We start from the raw sequence: 18334 nt of genomic DNA, 5'->3' as shown, positions 1-18334 counted from the left end.
GCCTCGGACTCCGCCCCCGTCTCCGACTCCCCGTGTCCTCCGAGCCACTCCTCCGACTGCGCGTCCCATGCCTCCGCGCTGCCGGGCGTTCCGGGGCGGTCGAGTTCGCCGAGGCCGCTCATCGGGCCGCCTCCGTCGTCGGCAGCGGAGTCGTGGCGCGTACCGGTGCTCCCGCCGCCCAGCGCGGGCCGCCGCGAGCCACGACACGGGCTGCTGCGGGGACAGCCGACGGGCCCGCCGCGAAGCCCGTTGCCAGGCCTGCCATGGAACCTGTTGCCGGGCCCGCCGTGGGGCCGGTCCAGCGGCCGGGGACGTGGGACTCCGCGGGGGCGGCGAACGGGAGGGGTTCGCCGGTGTCGTCGAGGACGACGCGGCGGACCGGGGAGTGCGAAACCACTTCCAGGTAAATGCCGTGAAATGCCGCGATGTTCTGCTCGACGGTGAACAGTTCGAGGGCGCGGGCGCGGGCGGCGGCGCCCAGGCGCTCACGGCGCGCGGGGTCGCGCAACAGGGTCACGCAGGCCTCGGCGAGCGCCCGTGGATTGCGCGGGGGCACGACGAGTCCCGTGCCGCCGATGACCTCGACCACCGCGCCGACATCCGTGGACACGGTCGCCCGGCCGCAGAACATGGCCTCGACCAGGCCGATCGGGAAGCCTTCGACGACGCTCGACAGGACGATCACCGTGCCGGACGCGTACGCCTCGGGGAGTGTGGGGGCTTCCGGGCCGCCGATCTCCTCGAAGGACACCGGGTTGTCGCCGACCGCGTGCACGCCCTCGGCCTCGTCGGGGAAGAGCTGTGCGGCCAGCGCCCGGCAGTGGCCCAGGTAGGCCGCGCCCTCGGCGCCGGCGGGCGCGCCGACGATCCGCAGCCGCGCCTTGGGCTCCTCCTTGCGGATCTCCGCGAAGGCGTGGAGCAGGGAGATCAGGTCCTTGGCCGGTTCGATACGGCCGACCCACACCAGCGTGTCCGGGTCGGCGCGGTCGGGCGCCTCGCCCACCTCCGCGAAACGGGACGCCTCCATGCCGGGGTGGACCGTGCGCAGCTTCGCACGGTCGGCGCCGCAGCGTTCCTGCCAGCGGCGGGTGTGGGTGTTGCCGGGGGTGATCAGCGCGGCCCGGCGGTACACCTCGGCGGCCAGCCTGCCGTGGAAGGCGGCGAACAGGGCCCGTACGGCGGGCGGGGCGTCCGCCGAGGCCAGGTAGTGCGTGCGCAGTTGGACGCCGTACTCGGTCACCAGCAGTGGTACGCCGGCGAAGTGGTGGGCCAGCAGTCCGGGCAGGGCCGCGGTGCCGCCGGCCGTCGCGTGGCAGAGGTCCACGGAGCCGAGGGCGTCGTCCTCGTACCAGTCGAGCGAGAGGGGGCGCAGGGCGCGTTCGACGTGCGCGGCGACGGTGAGGAGATCGGGTACGCGCGCCTCGCGTGCCGTGCGGAGTGCGCCGGGCGCACGACAGGCGCGTTCGAGGGCACGCACAGCGCTCTCGGAGCGCAGCGCGGACACGAGTCCGCCCTCGTCGCGGGCGAGTTCCGCGAGCCCGTACAACGCGTTGGCGAAACGGTCCGCCACAACGGCGGAAGCCTCTCCGGAGAGCGCGGAAGGCGCCGCGGCAAGGGCCTCCGAGAACTCCGTCGGCCGCGCGGAGCCGAGCGCCTCCGGCACAACCGCCTCGGACACAACCGCCTCGGACACGGCCGGCGCCGACCCGAGCGACCCCGGAGTCGACGCGCCCGACACGGTCGGCCCGTGCACCGGCGCATCCCCCGCGCACAGCACAGCGGCCAGCTCCTCGTAGTGCTCGCGGAACCGCCGGCGTGCGCGGCGGCCGAGCGCCGGTCCGTCGTCCTCGGTGCTCCACAGCGGCGCGGTACGTACTCGCTGGACCTGGGGCGGCAGTTCGAGCCAGCCCTCATCCTCCTGGCGTTGGCTGCGGCTGAGCGCGTAGACGTCGAACTCGTGCTGCCCGAGCCCGCGTACGAGCCGGTCGCACCAGAGTCTGGCGTCACCGCTCACATATGGATAGCCACCCTCCGTAACCAGTCCTATGCGCACGACCACACCCCCGATCTCCCTTGTGGGGAGCCACCGTTGACCCGGCGGCTCGCAGCGGGACGAACGTATGCGGACATGACGGTGGCGCGACGGACGGTTGTCCATCGCGCCACCAAAAGGGGTGAACGGTCGTAACTTTCCCGTGCGGTTCGCGTTCGCTCGCGCTAAGGGATCACCCGGGGGCAGATCGTTCTACGATCCTCAAGCCGTCGCCAACTCCCGCCGGGCCGCCCTCCGCTGGGCCGCCACCTCCGGATCGAGGGCCGGTACGGCGGCCAACAGCTGCTTTGTGTACGGGTCCTGCGGTGAGTCGTAGACCTCGTCGGCGGGGCCTTGTTCAACGATCCTCCCGCGTCGCATCACCGCGACCCGGTCGCTGACCTGACGTACGACGGCGAGGTCGTGGGCCACGAACACGAGCGCGAGGCCGAGTTCGCGCTGGAGTTCGCCGAGCAGGGCGACGACCTGGGCCTGAGTGGTGACGTCGAGTGCGGAGACGGGCTCGTCGCACACGATCACGCGCGGGTCGGCCGCGAGCGCCCGCGCGATGCCCACACGCTGGCGCTGACCGCCGCTGAACTCGTGCGGATAGCGGTCGTAGTGCGCCCCTTCGAGCCCGACGCGCTCCAGGAGTTCGCGTACGCGCCCCCGGATGCGCTCCTCGTCCCTTTCGCCACGCGCGCGGAGCGGGTCGGCGATCGATTCGCCCACGCTGCGGCGGGGGTTGAGGGAGGAGACGGGGTCCTGGAAGACCATCTGGACGTCGGGGCGTACGCCTCCGCCGGGCTTGATCTCGCCCGCCGTGGGCCTGAGCAGCCCGACCAGCATCCGGCCCAGCGTCGTCTTGCCGCTGCCGCTCTCGCCCACGATGCCGAGGGTCTCGCCCCGGTGGACGGTCAGCGACACGTCGTCCACGGCCGCGAACGCCCGCTTCCCGCGCCCGAATTCGCGCCGCAGGCCCGCGGCCTCCAGGACGACCTCCGGGGCCGCCGAAGAGGCCTCGGAGGAGGTCTCGGACGAAGCCTTGGACGAGGCCGCAGAGAGCGCCGTGGAGGACGCTTCAGAGAGTGCGCGCCGCGCGTCCACGCGCGGAACCGCGCCGAGCAGGTCCTGCGTGTACTGCGCGGTCGGTGCCCCGAGGACGGCGCCCACCGGACCGTGTTCGACGGCCCGTCCGTGTCGCATGACCAGGATCTCGTCGACGCTCTCGGCGGCGACACCCACGTCGTGCGTGACCAGGAGCAGGCCCATGCCGGTCTCCTGGCGGAGCGTGTGCAGCAGGTCGAGGATCTGCGCCTGGACGGTGACGTCGAGCGCGGTCGTGGGCTCGTCGGCGATCAGCAGGTCCGGCTCGCAGGCCAACGCCATGGCGATCAGGGCGCGTTGGCGCATACCGCCGCTGAACTCGTGCGGGCGGGAACGGGACCGTCGTACCGCGTCCGGAATTCCGACGCGCTCCAGGACTTCGACGGCACGCGCGCGTGCGGCCCGACGCGACACGCGCGCGTGGACGCGATAGACCTCGGCTATCTGGTCGCCGATCGCGTAGTACGGGTCCAGGGACGACAGCGGGTCCTGGAAGACCATCGCGGCCCTGCCGCCGCGCAGCCGCCCCAGGGCCGCGTCGGACGCCTCCTGTACGTCGATGCCGGCCACGCGCACCGAGCCGCCCACCTCGGCTCCCGTGCCGCGGTGCAGCCCCAACAGGGCCGAGGCGACCGTGGACTTGCCGGAGCCGGACTCGCCGACCAGCCCCAGCGCGGCGCCCTTCTCCAGCCGGAAGGACAGGCCGTCGACGGCCCGCAGCGATCCGAACCCGACCGTCAGGTCGGTGACTTCCACCAGGACGTCCACCTGGCCGACCTCCACGCCGTCCACCGAACTCATACGAGCACCACCCGTCGGTCGGCCACCGCGTACAGCACGTCCGCGACGGCGTTGGCGATGACCACGAAGAAGCCGATGACCAGGACCATGCCGACGACCACGGGAAGGTCGACGACATTGACGGCGTGGACGAGTTCCTGTCCGATGCCGGGCAGTCCGAAGAGCGTCTCGGTGAGCACCGCGCCGCCGACCGCCGAGCCGACGTTGTTGGCGTTGAGCGCGATGATCGGCGCGAACGCCCCGCGCAGCGCGTGCCGCCCGATGATCGACCGCTCGCCGACGCCGTACGCGCGGAACGTGCGGATGTGGTCCTCGGCGAGGGTCTCCAGCATCGACGCCCGGGTGAGCCGGGCGAACGCGGCGGCCTCGATGAGGGCCAGCGAGAGCCAGGGCAACAGCAGGTTCCAGGCCCACTGTTCGGGGTCGTCGGTGAGACCGACGTACTGCGGGAAGGGCAGCAGTTGGAGCTGTCCGCAGACGACGATCATCAGCACCAGGCCGATCACGAACACCGGGGTGGCGACGCCCGCGAGGGTGATGCCGGTCAGCAGGCGCTCGGTGAACCGGCCGCGCCGCCACGCGGACAGGACGCCCGTGCCGACCCCGAGGATCAGCCACAGCACCATCGCGCCGAACACGAGGGACAGGCTCACCGGCAGCTTGGCCAGGATCAGCTGGGTGACCTGCTGGTCGCCCTGGTACGACAGTCCGAGGCAGGGCGCCGAGCAGTGCTCCACGGAGGTGCCCGTGGAGTAGTCCTGGCCGACGAGGATGCCCTGGAGGAAGTGCCAGTAGCGGAGGTACAACGGGTCGTCGAGCCTCAACTGCTGGGCGACCTGGTGCACTTGCTCCGGGGAGCAGCGCGGGCCGCAGGTGATCTGGGCGACGTTCCCGGGGGTGACGAAGAAGACCACGTAGACGATCACCGAGATCGCGAGCAGGGTGATCACGGTGCCGATACCGCGGCGCAGGACGAATCCTCCGAAGCCGCTCATGAGGTGGCCTCCTTGGAACTTGCGCTCTTCGTAGTGGCACTCTTCGTAGTGGCGCTCTTGGTGTCGGCGTCGCCTTTGGTGCCCGCGTCCTTGCCGCTCGCTCCCTTGGTGCCCGCGTCCGCCTTGGCCTCGCGCTTGCGGCCGGTGCCGATGCGCAGGCGGGAGGCCGCGCGCGGGTCGAGGGCCGTGCGGATGCCGTCGCCCAGGACGGTGAGCGCCAGGACGGTGACGAAGAGGGCGCCGGCGGGCAGCAGCAGGTACTGCGGGGCGGCCTGGTACCAGACGTCGGCCGCGGTGAGCATCTGTCCCCAGGAAGGCGTCGGTGGCTTCACGCCGACGCCGAGGAAGGACAGCGCGGCCTCGACACTGATGTTGGTCGGGACGAGGAGCGCCGCGTAGGTGATGACGGGCGCGGCGAGTCCCGGCAGCAGTTCGCGGCGAGCGATGCGCCAGGTGCCCCAGCCGCTGAGCCGGGCCGCGGAGACGTAGTCGAGTTGCTTCAGGGTGAGCGTCTGGGCGCGGACGATCTTCGCGACGGTGCCCCAGGCGATCAGGCCGATGATCAGGGCGACCAGCAGGGGCCGCGGGAAGCTGCTGGGCACGATCGCCAGCAGCGCCAACGACATGATCATCAACGGCATCGCGATGATGATCTCGGTGCACCGGCTCAACAGTTGATCGATCCACCGATTGCCCAGCGCGGCGGCGACACCGACCACGACACCGATGAGGACCTGCACGACGGTCGCCCCCAGCGCGACACCGAGTGAGACCCGTGCACCGTAGACGAGGCGGGCGAACAGGTCGCGGCCGGTCTGCGGTTCGATGCCGAGCCAGTGGTCGCCGCTGATGCCTCCGAAGGAGCCGGTCGGTACGCCTCCGCGAGCGGAGTCGATGAGCGACGGGTGGTAGGTGAAGGGGTCCTGGCCCTCGATCGCCGTGAGCAGCGGCGCGGCGAGCGCGACCAGGACGAGCAGGGCGACGACGGCCGCCGCGACGAGGGCGGCGCGCTGCGCGCGCAGCCGCCGCCAGAACTGACGGGCCCCCGAGGCCGCCGGGACGGTGACGTCCGTCCCGGCGGCCTGGGAGGCGACAAGTGCCTCGCTCATGGGGTTACTTGACCGCGACCTGGGAGATGTCCAGGACGCCGGTCCAGTCGCTGATCACGACGTTCTTGATGTCCTTGCCGACCAGTCGCTTGTAGACGGGGTGGAACAGCGGCACGGTCAGGGCCTGCTCGCCGATCTTCTTGTCCAGTGCACCCCACCGCTTGGCGGCCTCGTCAAGATTCGTCAACTTGTTGATCGAATCAATCTCGGCATTGACCGACTTGTCATTGAGCAGGCCGGTGTTGAAGTTCGCGCCGTCCTTGACGATCTGGCGACCGTCGAAGATCGGGGCGAGGAAGGGACCGCCGGAGGGCCAGTCGGCACCCCAGTGGGCGAGGAAGAAGCCCGGCTCGGTCTTGACGCTGTGGATCTTGTCCTTGTAGTCGTTGATCTCCAGGCCCTGCAGCTTGACGGTGATGCCGGCCTTCTTGAGCGCGTCCTGGATCGCGGTCGCGATCTCCGGGCTGGTCTCGAAGTCCTTGTCGTTGGAGTGCGTCAGGGTGACGGTGATCCCCTTCGGGTAACCGGCCTCCTTCAGTAGTTCCTTGGCCTTGGCCGCGTTGCCGGACGCGCCCGCCGGGAAGAGGTCGTAGGGGTCGTACCCGAAGGACTTCTGGTTCGGCAGGAAGGTGGTCGCGGCCTCGGCCAGCGAGGAACCGCCCGCCGCGTTGACCACGGACGACCGGTCGATGGCGTACGAGATCGCCTGGCGCACCTTGACGTTGTCGAACGGCGCGACCGTGGGGTTGAACGCGATGTAGTTCGTGTAACCGAAGTGCCCGGTGCCGACGCGCGCCGCGAGTTCCTTGTCGCCGGTGACCTTGGCGAGTTCGGCAGGACCGAGGTTGGTGTCGGTCGTGACGGCGGTGGCGTCCGCTCCCTGGGACGACGACAGCCGCTGGTTGATCACGGACGAGTCGAGCCCCGACTTGACGTCGATCCTGTCCGGGTAGGCCTTGCGCTCGGCGTCCGTGGCGGTGGACCAGTACTTGTTGCGCTCCAGGACGAGCGTCTCACCGTCGTTCTGGTTGCTGACGACCTTGTACGGCCCCGAGGAGATCGGGTGCTGCTCGTACTTGGTCCCCGTGTCCTTCGCCTCCGGGACGGGCGTGAACTGCGTCTGCGTGGCGAGGTAGGGGAACTCGCCCTCGGGCTTGTTCAGGTGGAACACGATCGTCCGGCTGTCCGGCGTCTCGATCGCGGAGAGCCCCTTCTTGTCCTTGTACGGCCCCTGGTAGTCGGCCGCGCCGACCAGCCAGTCCCGCAAGTAGGGCGCGCCGCCGGAGAGTTCGGGGGCGAAGGAGCGCTCGATGCCGTACTTGATGTCGGCCGAGGTGATCGCGGTGCCGTCCTCGTACTTGAGGCCCGTCTTCAGGGTGTACGTCCAGACGGTCGCGTCCTTGTTGGGGCGCCCGGTGTCCGTGGCGAGGTCCGGGACGACCTTGGCGCCGGCCGCGCCGTTCTCACGGTTGCGAGTGGTAAGGGTGCGGAAGACAAGGGAGGGGACGTTGCCGCCGCCGGAGGTGTACAGGCGCGCCGGGTCGAAGTCCTCCTGGGGGTTGGAGTTCAGGACCGTGAGCGTGCCTCCCTTGTGCGGCGTGGAGTCGCCGCCGGAGGCCTTGGCATCGTTGTCCTTCGGCCCGCAGGCGGCGGCGCCCGCTGCCACGGCCAGGCTGACGGATGCCACGGCCACGCGCCGGGCTATGACGGACGGTTGACGCATCGGAATGACGACCTCTCGGGGGGGATGCTCGGGAATTCTCATGGGGTTTCCCGAATAGTGAGACAGATGGACGAGGAGTGAGACGGAAGTGAACAGGCGTCTGCCCCGGCGTCAGGTCGTCGGAAAATGCCCTGCCAACATCACGGGCAAGGGCGAGGTGGTGCGGGTCGCGACACGGACGCCAGGGGCGGTGTTCAGCGACAGAGAATGTCGGCCACGCAGAGCGGGGTCACGCCGATGAGCGCCAGCTCGATGGCGGCGCGATTCGCGACATGACTAGACCACATGCCAAAAAATATGAAGGAAGTTGCGGCTCGTGTCAATGTGACATAAGCGTCGCCTGTCAACTGCCCGGGTACGGCCAGGGGTTCGCCAGACAGTGGATCCCGTCATGGTCGAGGAACTTGGTCTGCTGCTGCATGACCGGGGCCAACTCGCCGTCCTTGTCGCAGGTGACGTGCCCGTAGCCGAGACGATGACCGACCTCATGGTTGATCAACATCTGTCGATACGCGTACATCTTGTCCCCATATGTTGACGACCCCTGCGCCCATCGATACGCATTGATCAACACACGTTCGGTGGCCGCCGAGTCGCACGACACGTTGTCCTCGGTGGTGTCGAGCCCCGACTTGGCGCACCACTTGGCCGTAGTACCAGGGCTCGCGAGAGTGATCACGAAGTCCGGCTTGCCGGAGTAGATGCGCTCGAAGGTACGGGCCCCGTTGTGGGCCCAACTCCTGTTGTCGTTGAGCGTCTTCTGCACGGCCTCGGCGAAGAGCGTGCCGTCGAGCCCGAGCCCCTGCTCGACGTCCACGCGGTACGTGTACTTGCGCCCCTTGCCGGGCGCCTTGTCGACACCGGGCACCGCGTCGAACTTGTCCGGCCCCTTGAGCGTGGCACCGAGCGGGTACTTCTTGTCCATCTTCTGGGCATACGTCAGGGTCGCCACCCGTGGAGTGGCGGACGCGCTGGGCTGCGCCGAGGCGGCGCCGGTACCCCTGACGTCCCGGGCCTGGTCGGTGGCCGCCTCCGACCGCACACCACCGTTGTCACCGTCGCTCGCGACCTGCCCGGCGACGACGACGGCCAGCACGGTGGTGACGGCCGCGGCGGCGATACCGGTGTAGGCGCGCCCCTTGCCGCTCTTGGCACGACCGGCGCCGACGCCGGGCAGGTCACGGTCGACGGGCGGCGCGCCCGCACTGCCGAGGCCGCCCTCCGTAGGGCTGTGGTTGTCGGTGTCGCTCTCGGACGGCCAGTCGGTGACGGAGGCGTACGGGTCGGAGCGGTGCGCGGCGACGCCGGTACGGGGTGCGAAGACGTCGCCGTCGCCGTCGCTGTCTCCGTCGAAGGCGTCGACGTAGTCCTGCCGGGGACCACGACCGCGCTGCCCACCTCGCCGCGCCCCGGTTTGCGGCGCCTGCCGCTGCCGGGGAATGGGAAGCACCGGGCCAGCCACCGGGGGGCCGGACATGCCCGCACCCGGGACCCCGGGGATGCCACCGGCCGCCGGCCGAGACCGGCCGGATCCACCGGCCTCGGGAGCGTGCGGACGACCGGCCACACCGGACACACCGGTAACAGAACCTTGAGGCCCTTGAGGCGCACCGGAGCCACCCTGAGGAACGCCGAAATATCCGCGCGGGCCGCCCTGTCCCACGCCGGCCCGCCCGTCCCGGCCCCTCAACTCGCCCCAACCACCACCGGATTCAGCCTGCTCGGGGTGCCCGGCACGGGCCTGCGGAACACCGCGCGCGGGAGTGCCGTCGGGGAAGCGGGGCGTGCCATGCGCAGGCGTGCCATCAGAAAAGCGCGGCATGCCGTGCGCAGGGGTCCCGTCGGGCAGGCGCGGAACACCGCGCGCCGGAGTGCCGTCGGGAAGTCTCGGAAAGCCGTGCGCGGGAGTGCCGTCGGGAAGCCTCGGGAAGCCGTGCGCAGGGGTCCCGTCCGCGAAACGCGGCTCTCCACGACCCGGGTTCCCGTCCCCGGAACGCGGCGCCCCCGGCCGAGCCCCCTGGCCCGCCGGGCCTGCTTGGCCCGCCCGGCCCGGCCTGCCCGCCTGGCTCGCTTGACCCGGCCCACCCGCCTGAGGCCCTTGAGCCCGCTGACGTCCCAGAGGCGCCCAACTACCTTTGCCAGTACCGGCGTTGGCATTGACGTCAGTACCGGCACCGGCCCCCGCGCCTATGTCTCCGTCCGCGGAGTCACCCTTGGAGTTGGATTTACGGCGACTATGGCGTCCCACGTCGCCTCCTCAACTCCCCGCGTTCGTATCGTCGTTGGCGTCACCCGCGGCGCCGGAACCGGCACCCGCCCCCGCACCGCCGCTCTCGCTCACCGTACTCACCGAACCGCCGTCACGGACCCCCCGCGCACCACCCCTGCCGCTCTGACCCCCTCGGCCACCCTGCCCACCGCGGCCCACCGCTTCCGCGTCAACCGTCCGACGCCCCGTCAGCGCGACCGCTCCCCCACCGATGCCGGCACCAACATCCGTCCCCAACTCCCCCGCATCCGCGAGCAGTTCACGGAACGCCCCGGCCACGACCTCCGGGTACTCCATCATCGCGACATGCCCCGCGTCCGGCAGGGACAGCAGTCGGGAGTCGCGGAAGGCGCGGGCCGCCCGCTGGGCCATGCGGTAGCCGACCAGTTGGTCCCGGCGGCCGTAGACGAGGAGGGTCGGGGCGAGGACGCGCTCGGCCTGGCGCCACAGGCCGTGTTGGCCGCCGAGCGTGTACGCGTTCACGACGCCCCGGGAGGAACGGGCCATCACGTCCCAGAAGTACGGCAGTTGGAGCCGCCGTTCGAGTTCCTCGACGGCGTAGCGGAACTCCTCGGGCGTCACCTGGCCGGGATCGCCGTAGCAGAGGGCCATGACGCCGCGGACGCGCTGTTCGGCCGTCCATTCCCTGCTGACGCGGGTGAACAGGGAGGCCACTCCCGGTACGCCGAGCAGCGCCGTCGGGACCGCCGTGCGCTGGACGCGGAGCTCCGGGAGGGCCGGGGAGACGAGGGTGAGCGTGCGGACGAGGTCCGGGCGCACCGCGGCCACGCGGGTCGTGATCGCGCCGCCCAGGGAGTTGCCGAGGAGGTGCACCGGGCCGCGGCCGGCCGCGTCGAGGTAGCGGATGACCGCGCGCGCGTGCCCCGTGACGGAGTAGTCGCCGTCGTCCGGTGGCGGGGAGTCGCCGAAGCCCGGCAGGTCAAGGGCCTCGCTGTCGACCACGCCGTCGAGTTCGGCCATGAGCAGCGACCAGTTCTGCGAGGAACCGCCGAGCCCGTGGACGTAGAGCGCGGGCGGGAGTCCTTCGCGGACCGGTGGCCTCGACCGCACCGTGAGGGTCATCCCCGGCAGGCCGACCGACCGGAGCCGCTCGCCGTCGCCGACTCTGACGGGCGCCACTTTCGGGAGCACGGCGGCGACCGACACGGAGGGCAGCTCTGTCGAAGACATGCGGCAATGTTACGAGACGATCACGCTGTGGTTCATGTGTTCGCCGTCACAGACAGCGAACGGGTCGTCGGCGGACCGCCGACGGCCCACCCGCGCGCGGGTGGGCGGGCAAGCCGGACGGCCGCCCAGCCCATCGCATGGCGTCCGGATCGGGAGTCTCCTAGGCTCGTAGAGACAGGGCACCCGTATGTGGCCCCCTGCTTCGTCGGAGACGTACAGGGACGTACTAGGAAGGGAGCCCGCCATGGCCGTCGATCCCACCGATCCCGAGACCTTCGAGGACGAGAGCGGCGCCGCCGAACTCGACGTCGAAGCCCCGGAGGGCGACGCCGCCGAGCAGTCGACCGAGGTGACGACGGACCGCGACGACCCGCTGACCGAGGTGGATCCGGACTCCGCGAACGAGGCCGACGTCATCGAACAGGCCCGGGTCGTGGCCATCAACGAGGACGACTATCGCTGACCGCCCCACAGTCACCACCGTCCCCCGCCTCCCCCGGGAGCGCGCACCGAACCGCGCCCCCATGCCCGCTCCATCCCGTTTCGAAAAACTTTGCGCGACTTCCGTCACCGTCCGGTCCGTGAAATTCTGCGCTCGCAGCGCGCACACCAGGGTTACCGAAAAGTACGATGGCCGCGCGGCGCTCACCGCATGAGGACGACATTGGGAGGCGGCGTGACAGCCATCGAGCAGACAGAGGCGGCGCGCCCGCGGGGCACCCGCCTGCCGCGCCGTGCCCGACGGAACCAGTTGCTGGGCGCCGCCCAGGAGGTCTTCGTCGCGCAGGGGTACCACGCGGCCGCGATGGACGACATCGCCGAGCGCGCCGGCGTCAGCAAGCCGGTGCTCTACCAGCACTTCCCCGGCAAACTCGACCTCTACCTGGCCCTCCTCGACCAGCACTGCGAGTCGCTGATCCAGGCGGTGCAGACCGCGCTCGCGTCGACGTCCGACAACAAGCAGCGCGTCCGCGCCACGATGGACGCGTACTTCGCCTACGTCGAGGACGACGGCGGCGCCTTCCGGCTGGTCTTCGAGTCGGACCTGACGAACGAGCCCGCCGTGCGCGAGCGCGTCGACAAGGTGACGAACGAGTGCGCCGTGGCGATCTGTGACGTCATCGCCGAGGACACCGGCCTCTCGCGGGCCGAGTCGATGCTCCTGGCCTCCGGTCTGGGCGGTCTCGCCCAGGTCGTCGCCCGTTCCTGGCTGCACAGCGACCGCAGTGTCCCGCGCGACCAGGCGGTCCAGCTGCTGGCCTCGCTGGCCTGGCGGGGCATCGCCGGTTTCCCGCTGCACGGGAGCGAACAGCACCACTGACCGCCGGGCTCCCTTTTTGTTCCCGTCCGGTGTTCGCTCCTGGCGTTCCCGGCGCGGAACATCTACGTCCTCTCACCGGGCTAGTGTGTGCTGCGTACGGCGCGGAAGATCGCGCACTTTGCTGACCGTCGGAGGGACATAGCGTGGAGGTCAAGATCGGCGTGCTGCACACGCCTCGCGAGATCGTTCTGGAGACCGGTCAGAGCGCCGAGGAGGTCGAGCAGGCCGTGGCCGAGGCACTGACCGGGAAGGCTCCGCTGCTGAGCCTCGTGGACGAGCACGGCCGCAAGGTTCTCGTCCCCGCCGACCGGCTCGCCTATGTCGAGCTCGGCGAGGCGGCCCCGCGCAAGGTGGGCTTCGGCGCGCTGTAGTCACGAGCGAACAGCGAGGGGGCCCGGCGACCGGAAGGTCGCCGGGCCCCCTCGCGTTTCCATCACAGATGGAGCACAAGTCGCCCACAGGGGAGGATTGCATTCCGCAGGTCACGGGTATGACCGGCTGTGACAGCAGTACGCAGGCCGACCGTGGGAGGGACCCCCGTGATGATCCTGGAAGCGCTCGGCTCCGCCGTGCTGGGTCTGCTGCTCGCCTGGGCGGCCACCCACCGTCTCGCGGACCGTCTTCCGGCCCGCACGCTGGTCTTCTCCACCGGTTTCGCCGGAGCGCTTTTCGGCGACTTCGTCACGCACAGCGCGCTGGGCCCCGGCAGCGGCCTGCCGAGCCTGCTCGGCGCGGCGGTCGTCTCGGCCGCCTCGCTCTCCCTGCTGCTTCGACCGTCGAGACGACTCCGGGGGCGATCCGCCCCCGCGTAACCGCAGCTGGGCGACGACCGCCCCAGGTCAGCCGGTATGGCTAGGCAGCAAGCCCCAGCGCGGCCATCCGCTTGGTGTGCGCCTCGGTGATCCGGGAGAACATCCGGCCCACCTCCGCGAGGTCGAAGCCGTCCGCGACTCCGCCCACGAGCATCGTCGACAGCGCGTCCCGGTCGGCGACCACTCGCTGGGACTGCGACAGCGCCTCACCCATCAACCGCCGTGCCCACAGGGCGAGTCGGCCCCCCACGCGCGGGTCCGCGTCGATCGCCGCGCGTACCTTTTCCACGGCGAAACTGGCGTGCCCGGTGTCGTCGAGGACGCCGAGCACCAGCGAGCGGGAGTCCTTGTCGAGGCGGGCCGCGACCTCGCGGTAGAAGTCGCTGGCGATCGAGTCGCCGACGTACGCCTTGACGAGCCCCTCCAGCCAGTCCGACGGGGCCGTCTGCCTGTGGAAGCCGTCGAGCGCGGCGACGAACGGCTGCATCGCCTCGGTCGGCTCGGCCCCGATCTCCGTGAGCCGGTCCCTGAGCTGCTCGAAGTGGTGGAACTCGGCCGACGCCATCTTCGCCAGCTCCGCCTTGTCCGCGAGCGTCGGCGCCAGCTTGGCGTCCTCCGCGAGCCGCTCGAACGCCGCCAGCTCGCCGTACGCGAGCGCGCCGAGCAGGTCCACGACCGCGTTGCGGTACTGCGGGTCGGCGGAGGCCGTGGCCCACTCCTGGGCGGCGACTCCGGTGGGTTCGGCGGGTGCGTCGGAGGCGTTGTCAGCGGTCGTCATGAAGCGCACAATAGCCCGCCCACCGCACGGCGGAAGGCCCTGGTCAGTCAGTGTGACGACGACTACGTGACCAAATCGGCCAACGCATGTGCGTGATTCCGGGGTATGGTGGTAATGCGCCCGCCGAATATTCGCCGGGCCGCACGAATGAGGATGCCCGGTCGGTGGCCCGATCGGCTCCGACCCGACAGCCCTCCTCACCCGTACGGCACTTTGCGTACGAAGTTCGGAGGGGGACCCTCAGCGGTTCGAGCGCTAGAGCGTCGGCAGTTGTCCCGTGTCTTTACGGCTTGCCGTATTGGCAGCCGACGTCCCGGCACGGTCCTGACACGACCCCCGCGCTCGCCTCGCACCGCGCACACAGAAGAGGCAGCACCCTGACTACTTTCCGAGAGCTCGGAATCCTTCCCGAGACCGCTGAGGCCCTTGAGGCCGTCGGTATCGTCTCCCCCTTCCCGATCCAGGAGATGACCCTCCCCGTCGCCCTCACCGGCACGGACGTGATCGGCCAGGCCAAGACCGGCACCGGCAAGACGCTGGGCTTCGGCCTCCCGCTCCTGGAGCGCGTCACCGTCCCCGCCGATGTCGAGGCCGGACGCGCCAAGCCCGAGCAGCTGACCGACGCCCCGCAGGCACTCGTCGTCGTCCCCACGCGCGAGCTGTGCACGCAGGTCACCAACGACCTGCTGACCGCCGGCAAGGTGCGCAACGTACGCGTCCTCGCCATCTACGGCGGCCGGGCCTACGAGCCGCAGGTCGAGGCGCTCCGCAAGGGCGTCGACGTCGTCGTCGGCACCCCGGGCCGGCTGCTCGACCTCGCCGGTCAGAAGAAGCTCGACCTGAAGCACATCAAGTCGCTCGTCCTCGACGAGGCCGACGAGATGCTCGACCTGGGCTTCCTGCCCGACGTCGAGAAGATCATCAACTTCCTGCCGGCCCGCCGCCAGACGATGCTGTTCTCGGCGACCATGCCGGGCGCGGTCATCGGTCTCGCGCGCCGCTACATGTCGCAGCCCACGCACATCCGCGCCACCGCGCCGGACGACGAGGGCAAGACGGTCGCGAACACCAAGCAGTTCGTCTACCGCGCGCACAACATGGACAAGCCCGAGCTGGTCGCCCGCATCCTGCAGGCCGAGGGCCGGGGCCTGGTCATGGTCTTCTGCCGCACCAAGCGCACCGCGGCCGACCTCGCCGACCAGCTCCAGCAGCGCGGCTTCGCGTCCGGCGCGGTCCACGGCGACCTCGGCCAGGGCGCCCGCGAGCAGGCACTGCGCGCGTTCCGCAACGGCAAGGTCGACGTGCTCGTCTGCACCGACGTCGCCGCCCGCGGTATCGACGTCGAGGGCGTCACGCACGTCATCAACTACCAGTCCCCCGAGGACGAGAAGACCTACCTGCACCGCATCGGCCGTACGGGCCGCGCGGGCGCCAAGGGCATCGCGGTCACCCTCGTCGACTGGGACGACATCCCGCGCTGGCAGCTCATCAACAAGGCGCTGGACCTCAAGTTCAACGACCCGCCGGAGACGTACTCCACCTCCCCGCACTTCTTCGAGGAGATGAACATCCCCGCGGGCACCAAGGGTGTCCTGCCCCGCTCGGAGCGCACGCGTGCCGGGCTGGCCGCGGAGGAGGTCGAGGACCTCGGCGAGACCGGCGGTCGCGGCGGCCCGCGTGGCCGTGGCGGTCGTGACGCCGGCCGTGGCGGTCGTGACAGCGGCCGAGGCGGACGTGACGCCGGCCGGGACAACCGGAACGAGTCCCGCTCCAGCGCCGGTCCCGTCGACGCCGAGCGCCCGGCACGCACCCCGCGCCGCCGCCGTCGCACGCGCAACGGCGCCCCGATGGAAGGGACTTCGGCCGCTACGGCCGTGACGCCCACGTCGGAGGAGACCGCACTGGCCGCCTCCGAGGAGACCGCGGGCCGCACTCCGCGCCGCCGTCGCCGCACCCGTACCGGAGCGACGGGAGAGCAGCTGCCGGCCACGGCGGTCGCCTCCGCAGCCGCACCCGAGGCCGCGGAGAACGCCGTGGCCACGGCCGAGGGCCCGGCCCTCGACGCCCCCGCGCCGTCGCGCCGCCGCCGGACCCGCAAGTCCGCGGAGCCGGCGATCGCGACGGCCGAGACCGTGGTCGCCGAGACGCCGGTGGCCGAGGCCCCGGTCGCCGAGGAGACGAAGCCGCGCCGCCGGACCCGTAAGGCCGTAGCGGCCACGGAGCCGGTCGAGGCCGTGGCGGAGGCCGCCGCCGTAGCCGCGGTCGACACGGCCGAGGCCGTCGAGGCCAAGCCGCGGCGCACCCGGACCCGGAAGACCGCGGCTCCGGCCGAGGTAGTCGCCGTCGACACGGCCGAGGGCACGGAGGCCAAGCCGAGCCGTCGCGCCACGACCCGCAAGGCCGTCGCCGACATCCCGGCCCAGGTCGCCGAGGAGTCCGAGGTCAAGCCTCGCCGTACGACCCGCAAGGTCGCCGAGGCCCCGGTCGCGGCGGACGAGACGGTCGCCGCGGAGGCCAAGCCGCGCCGGACCCGGAAGGCCGCGGTCGCCGCCGAGGCCGTCCTGGACACGGCCGAGGCCGTCGAGACCAAGCCGCGTCGGACCCGCAAGGCCGCCGCCGCTCCGGTGGCCACCGAGGCGCCGGAAGCCGTCGAGGCCAAGCCGCGCACCACCCGGACCCGGAAGGCCGCGGTTGCCACCGAGGCCGCCGAAGCCGTCCTGGACACGGTCGAGGCCGTCGAGACCAAGCCGCGCCGCACCCGCAAGGCCGCCGCCGCTCCGGTAGCCGTCGAGGTACCGGAGGCCGCCGAGGTCAAGCCGCGTCGGACGCGCAAGACGGCTGCCGCCGCGGTGGCCACCGAGGCGCCGGAAGCCGTCGAGACCAAGCCGCGCACCACCCGGACCCGGAAGACCGCGGCCGTCGCCGCCGAAACCGTGGCCGAGGAGGCTGAAGCCAAGCCGCGCCGTCGCGCCACGGCCCGCAAGGCCGTCGCCGACATCCCGGCCCAGGTCGCCGAGGAGGCGGAGGCCAAGCCCCGTCGCCGTACCACCCGCAAGGCCGCCGAGGCCCCGGTCGTGGCGGAGACGGAGGCAGCCGAGGCGAAGCCGAGGGTGCGACGTCCCCGCAAGGCCGCGGCAGCGGAGGTCGGCGAGAGCTGATCGGCCCTGCCCCCGCAGGTCACACCACCGAACGGCCCGTCCCACTCCACGTGGGCCGGGCCGTCGGCGTTCCCCCGCCGCTCGCCGCTCCCCCGTTAACCCCGGTTACACCCTCCCGTCCCCACCTCGCTCAGCTTCGCCGGATAACCTCGGGCCATGAGTAGGCCCCCCTCCTTCGTCCCGCCCCCCGGCGCTCGCGCGTACCCGCTGCGGACCGGTCGCGGTGAGTTCGCCGTCGTGGACGCGCCCGTGGCCGACGGTGTCGAGCCGAAGGGGGTCGCCCTGCTGCTGCCGGGATTCACCGGGAGCAAGGAGGACTTCAACCCCTTGCATGTGCCGCTCGGTGCGCGCGGCTATCGGACGGTCGCCGTGGACGGGCGGGGGCAGTACGAGACGGACGGGCCCGAGCACGACGAATCCCCTTACGCCCAGGACGAGTTGGCGCGTGACGTGCTCGCGCTGACGGAGGCCGTCGGCGCGCCGGTGCAGTTGCTCGGGCACTCCCTCGGCGGACAGATCGCGCGTGCCGCCGTACTCCTGGACCACGCGCCGTTCCTGTCGCTGACGCTCATGGCGTCGGGGCCCGCGCAGATCTCCACGTCCCAGCAGGACCGGGTGAAGCTGCTGCGGGACGCGCTCGCCGTGATGTCGATGGCCGAGGTGTGGGAGGCGGTCCAGGCGATGGAGACGCCCGAGGAGACCGAGACCGGCGGTGCGCTGGACGAGGGGCTCGACGACCGGGAGGATCTGCGGCGCCGTTGGATGGGCACGAAGCCGGCCCAACTCATCGCCACGGGACGCCAGTTGTGCGTCGAGCCGGACCGGGTCGCGGAACTGGCCGCCCTCCCGCTCCCGTTCCACGTCCTGTCGGGTTCACGCGACGACACCTGGCCGGTGCCGCTCCTCGACGACATGGCCGTACGGCTGAAGGCGCGGCGGACCGTCGTCGCGCGGGCCGAGCACTCGCCGAACACGGACCAGCCGGCCGCGACGGCGAAGGCCATCGCCGACTTCTGGGACATGGCAGCCCCGTAGGAG

General features: G+C 71.3%; 15 protein-coding genes. 6 read left to right on the top strand and 9 right to left on the bottom strand.

The window, feature by feature from the left end; translation table 11 throughout:
- Positions 1 to 118: 118 nt before the first annotated feature.
- The 8 genes from JHN45_RS32170 to JHN45_RS32140 all read right to left on the bottom strand — a co-directional run bounded on the left by JHN45_RS32170 (position 119) and on the right by JHN45_RS32140 (position 11227).
- Entirely contained in the window at positions 119 to 2014 is a 1896-nt protein-coding gene (locus JHN45_RS32170; protein WP_374195652.1) for a glycosyltransferase, read from the bottom strand.
- Positions 2015 to 2254: 240 nt separating this feature from the next.
- Positions 2255 to 3940 (bottom strand): ABC transporter ATP-binding protein, encoded by a 1686-nt coding sequence (locus JHN45_RS32165; protein ID WP_201052314.1) that lies wholly within the window; start codon positions 3938 to 3940, stop codon positions 2255 to 2257.
- Positions 3937 to 4935: an ABC transporter permease gene (locus tag JHN45_RS32160; RefSeq protein ID WP_200716308.1), complete on the bottom strand. Its 999-nt coding sequence runs from the start codon at positions 4933 to 4935 to the stop codon at positions 3937 to 3939. Before JHN45_RS32160 ends, JHN45_RS32165 begins: the two co-directional genes overlap by 4 nt.
- Positions 4932 to 6044 carry an ABC transporter permease gene (locus JHN45_RS32155; protein WP_201052312.1) on the bottom strand — a complete coding sequence of 371 codons (1113 nt, stop codon included), beginning with the start codon at positions 6042 to 6044 and terminating at the stop codon, positions 4932 to 4934. The genes JHN45_RS32160 and JHN45_RS32155 overlap by 4 nt, the downstream gene beginning before the upstream one ends.
- 4 nt (positions 6045 to 6048) lie before the next feature.
- Positions 6049 to 7767: an ABC transporter substrate-binding protein gene (locus tag JHN45_RS32150; RefSeq protein WP_201052304.1), complete on the bottom strand. Its 1719-nt coding sequence runs from the start codon at positions 7765 to 7767 to the stop codon at positions 6049 to 6051.
- 194 nt (positions 7768 to 7961) lie between these two features.
- Positions 7962 to 8054 carry an Ms4533A family Cys-rich leader peptide gene (locus tag JHN45_RS54805; RefSeq protein WP_317886218.1) on the bottom strand — a complete coding sequence of 31 codons (93 nt, stop codon included), beginning with the start codon at positions 8052 to 8054 and terminating at the stop codon, positions 7962 to 7964.
- Between the two features lie 56 nt (positions 8055 to 8110).
- Complete coding sequence (locus JHN45_RS32145; protein WP_234469529.1) at positions 8111 to 9589, bottom strand: DUF3152 domain-containing protein; 1479 nt, start codon at positions 9587 to 9589, stop codon at positions 8111 to 8113.
- A 435-nt stretch (positions 9590 to 10024) separates the two neighbouring features.
- Positions 10025 to 11227, bottom strand: coding sequence for an alpha/beta fold hydrolase (locus JHN45_RS32140; RefSeq protein ID WP_201052300.1), 1203 nt, complete (start codon positions 11225 to 11227; stop codon positions 10025 to 10027).
- A gap of 244 nt (positions 11228 to 11471) precedes the next feature.
- On the opposite strand from JHN45_RS32140, the gene JHN45_RS32135 reads away from it, so the two are divergent.
- The 4 genes from JHN45_RS32135 to JHN45_RS32120 all read left to right on the top strand — a co-directional run bounded on the left by JHN45_RS32135 (position 11472) and on the right by JHN45_RS32120 (position 13360).
- Positions 11472 to 11690, top strand: a complete 219-nt coding sequence (locus JHN45_RS32135; protein ID WP_200714444.1) for a hypothetical protein — start codon at positions 11472 to 11474, stop codon at positions 11688 to 11690.
- 213 nt (positions 11691 to 11903) lie between these two features.
- Positions 11904 to 12548, top strand: a complete 645-nt coding sequence (locus tag JHN45_RS32130; RefSeq protein ID WP_200714443.1) for a TetR/AcrR family transcriptional regulator — start codon at positions 11904 to 11906, stop codon at positions 12546 to 12548.
- Positions 12549 to 12691: 143 nt separating this feature from the next.
- Positions 12692 to 12919: a DUF3107 domain-containing protein gene (locus JHN45_RS32125; protein WP_019072095.1), complete on the top strand. Its 228-nt coding sequence runs from the start codon at positions 12692 to 12694 to the stop codon at positions 12917 to 12919.
- A gap of 171 nt (positions 12920 to 13090) precedes the next feature.
- On the top strand, positions 13091 to 13360 hold the full coding sequence (locus tag JHN45_RS32120) for a hypothetical protein (RefSeq protein WP_200714445.1): 270 nt from the start codon (positions 13091 to 13093) through the stop codon (positions 13358 to 13360).
- Between the two features lie 40 nt (positions 13361 to 13400).
- Here JHN45_RS32120 and JHN45_RS32115 read toward each other — a convergent pair whose 3' ends face one another.
- A complete protein-coding gene (locus JHN45_RS32115; RefSeq protein ID WP_200714442.1) occupies positions 13401 to 14138 on the bottom strand; it encodes a ferritin-like fold-containing protein in 738 nt (245 codons plus the stop codon).
- A gap of 467 nt (positions 14139 to 14605) precedes the next feature.
- On the opposite strand from JHN45_RS32115, the gene JHN45_RS32110 reads away from it, so the two are divergent.
- Both JHN45_RS32110 and JHN45_RS32105 read left to right on the top strand, forming a co-directional pair.
- Positions 14606 to 17296 carry a DEAD/DEAH box helicase gene (locus JHN45_RS32110; protein WP_201052298.1) on the top strand — a complete coding sequence of 897 codons (2691 nt, stop codon included), beginning with the start codon at positions 14606 to 14608 and terminating at the stop codon, positions 17294 to 17296.
- A gap of 156 nt (positions 17297 to 17452) precedes the next feature.
- Positions 17453 to 18331 carry an alpha/beta fold hydrolase gene (locus JHN45_RS32105; RefSeq protein WP_201052292.1) on the top strand — a complete coding sequence of 293 codons (879 nt, stop codon included), beginning with the start codon at positions 17453 to 17455 and terminating at the stop codon, positions 18329 to 18331.
- Positions 18332 to 18334 lie beyond the last annotated feature (3 nt).

The sequence above is a fragment of the Streptomyces sp. MBT53 genome, assembly GCF_016654115.1.
Classification (GTDB): Bacteria; Actinomycetota; Actinomycetes; order Streptomycetales; family Streptomycetaceae; genus Streptomyces.
The sequence above is the reverse complement of the archived record's forward strand: the minus strand, read 5'-3'. Positions and strand labels throughout refer to the sequence as shown.

Excerpts from the sequence above, each read along its gene's own strand:
- JHN45_RS32105 (WP_201052292.1), top strand. The coding sequence starts at position 17,453 with ATGAGTAGGCCCCCCTCCTTCGTCCCGCCCCCCGGCGCTCGCGCGTAC.
- JHN45_RS32150 (WP_201052304.1), bottom strand. The coding sequence starts at position 7,767 with ATGCGTCAACCGTCCGTCATAGCCCGGCGCGTGGCCGTGGCATCCGTC.
- JHN45_RS32160 (WP_200716308.1), bottom strand. The coding sequence starts at position 4,935 with ATGAGCGGCTTCGGAGGATTCGTCCTGCGCCGCGGTATCGGCACCGTG.
- JHN45_RS32165 (WP_201052314.1), bottom strand. The coding sequence starts at position 3,940 with ATGAGTTCGGTGGACGGCGTGGAGGTCGGCCAGGTGGACGTCCTGGTG.
- JHN45_RS32145 (WP_234469529.1), bottom strand. The coding sequence starts at position 9,589 with ATGCCGCGCTTTTCTGATGGCACGCCTGCGCATGGCACGCCCCGCTTC.
- JHN45_RS54805 (WP_317886218.1), bottom strand. The coding sequence starts at position 8,054 with ATGTGGTCTAGTCATGTCGCGAATCGCGCCGCCATCGAGCTGGCGCTC.
- JHN45_RS32140 (WP_201052300.1), bottom strand. The coding sequence starts at position 11,227 with ATGTCTTCGACAGAGCTGCCCTCCGTGTCGGTCGCCGCCGTGCTCCCG.
- JHN45_RS32155 (WP_201052312.1), bottom strand. The coding sequence starts at position 6,044 with ATGAGCGAGGCACTTGTCGCCTCCCAGGCCGCCGGGACGGACGTCACC.
- JHN45_RS32120 (WP_200714445.1), top strand. The coding sequence starts at position 13,091 with ATGATCCTGGAAGCGCTCGGCTCCGCCGTGCTGGGTCTGCTGCTCGCC.
- JHN45_RS32110 (WP_201052298.1), top strand. The coding sequence starts at position 14,606 with ATGACCCTCCCCGTCGCCCTCACCGGCACGGACGTGATCGGCCAGGCC.
- JHN45_RS32115 (WP_200714442.1), bottom strand. The coding sequence starts at position 14,138 with ATGACGACCGCTGACAACGCCTCCGACGCACCCGCCGAACCCACCGGA.
- JHN45_RS32135 (WP_200714444.1), top strand. The coding sequence starts at position 11,472 with ATGGCCGTCGATCCCACCGATCCCGAGACCTTCGAGGACGAGAGCGGC.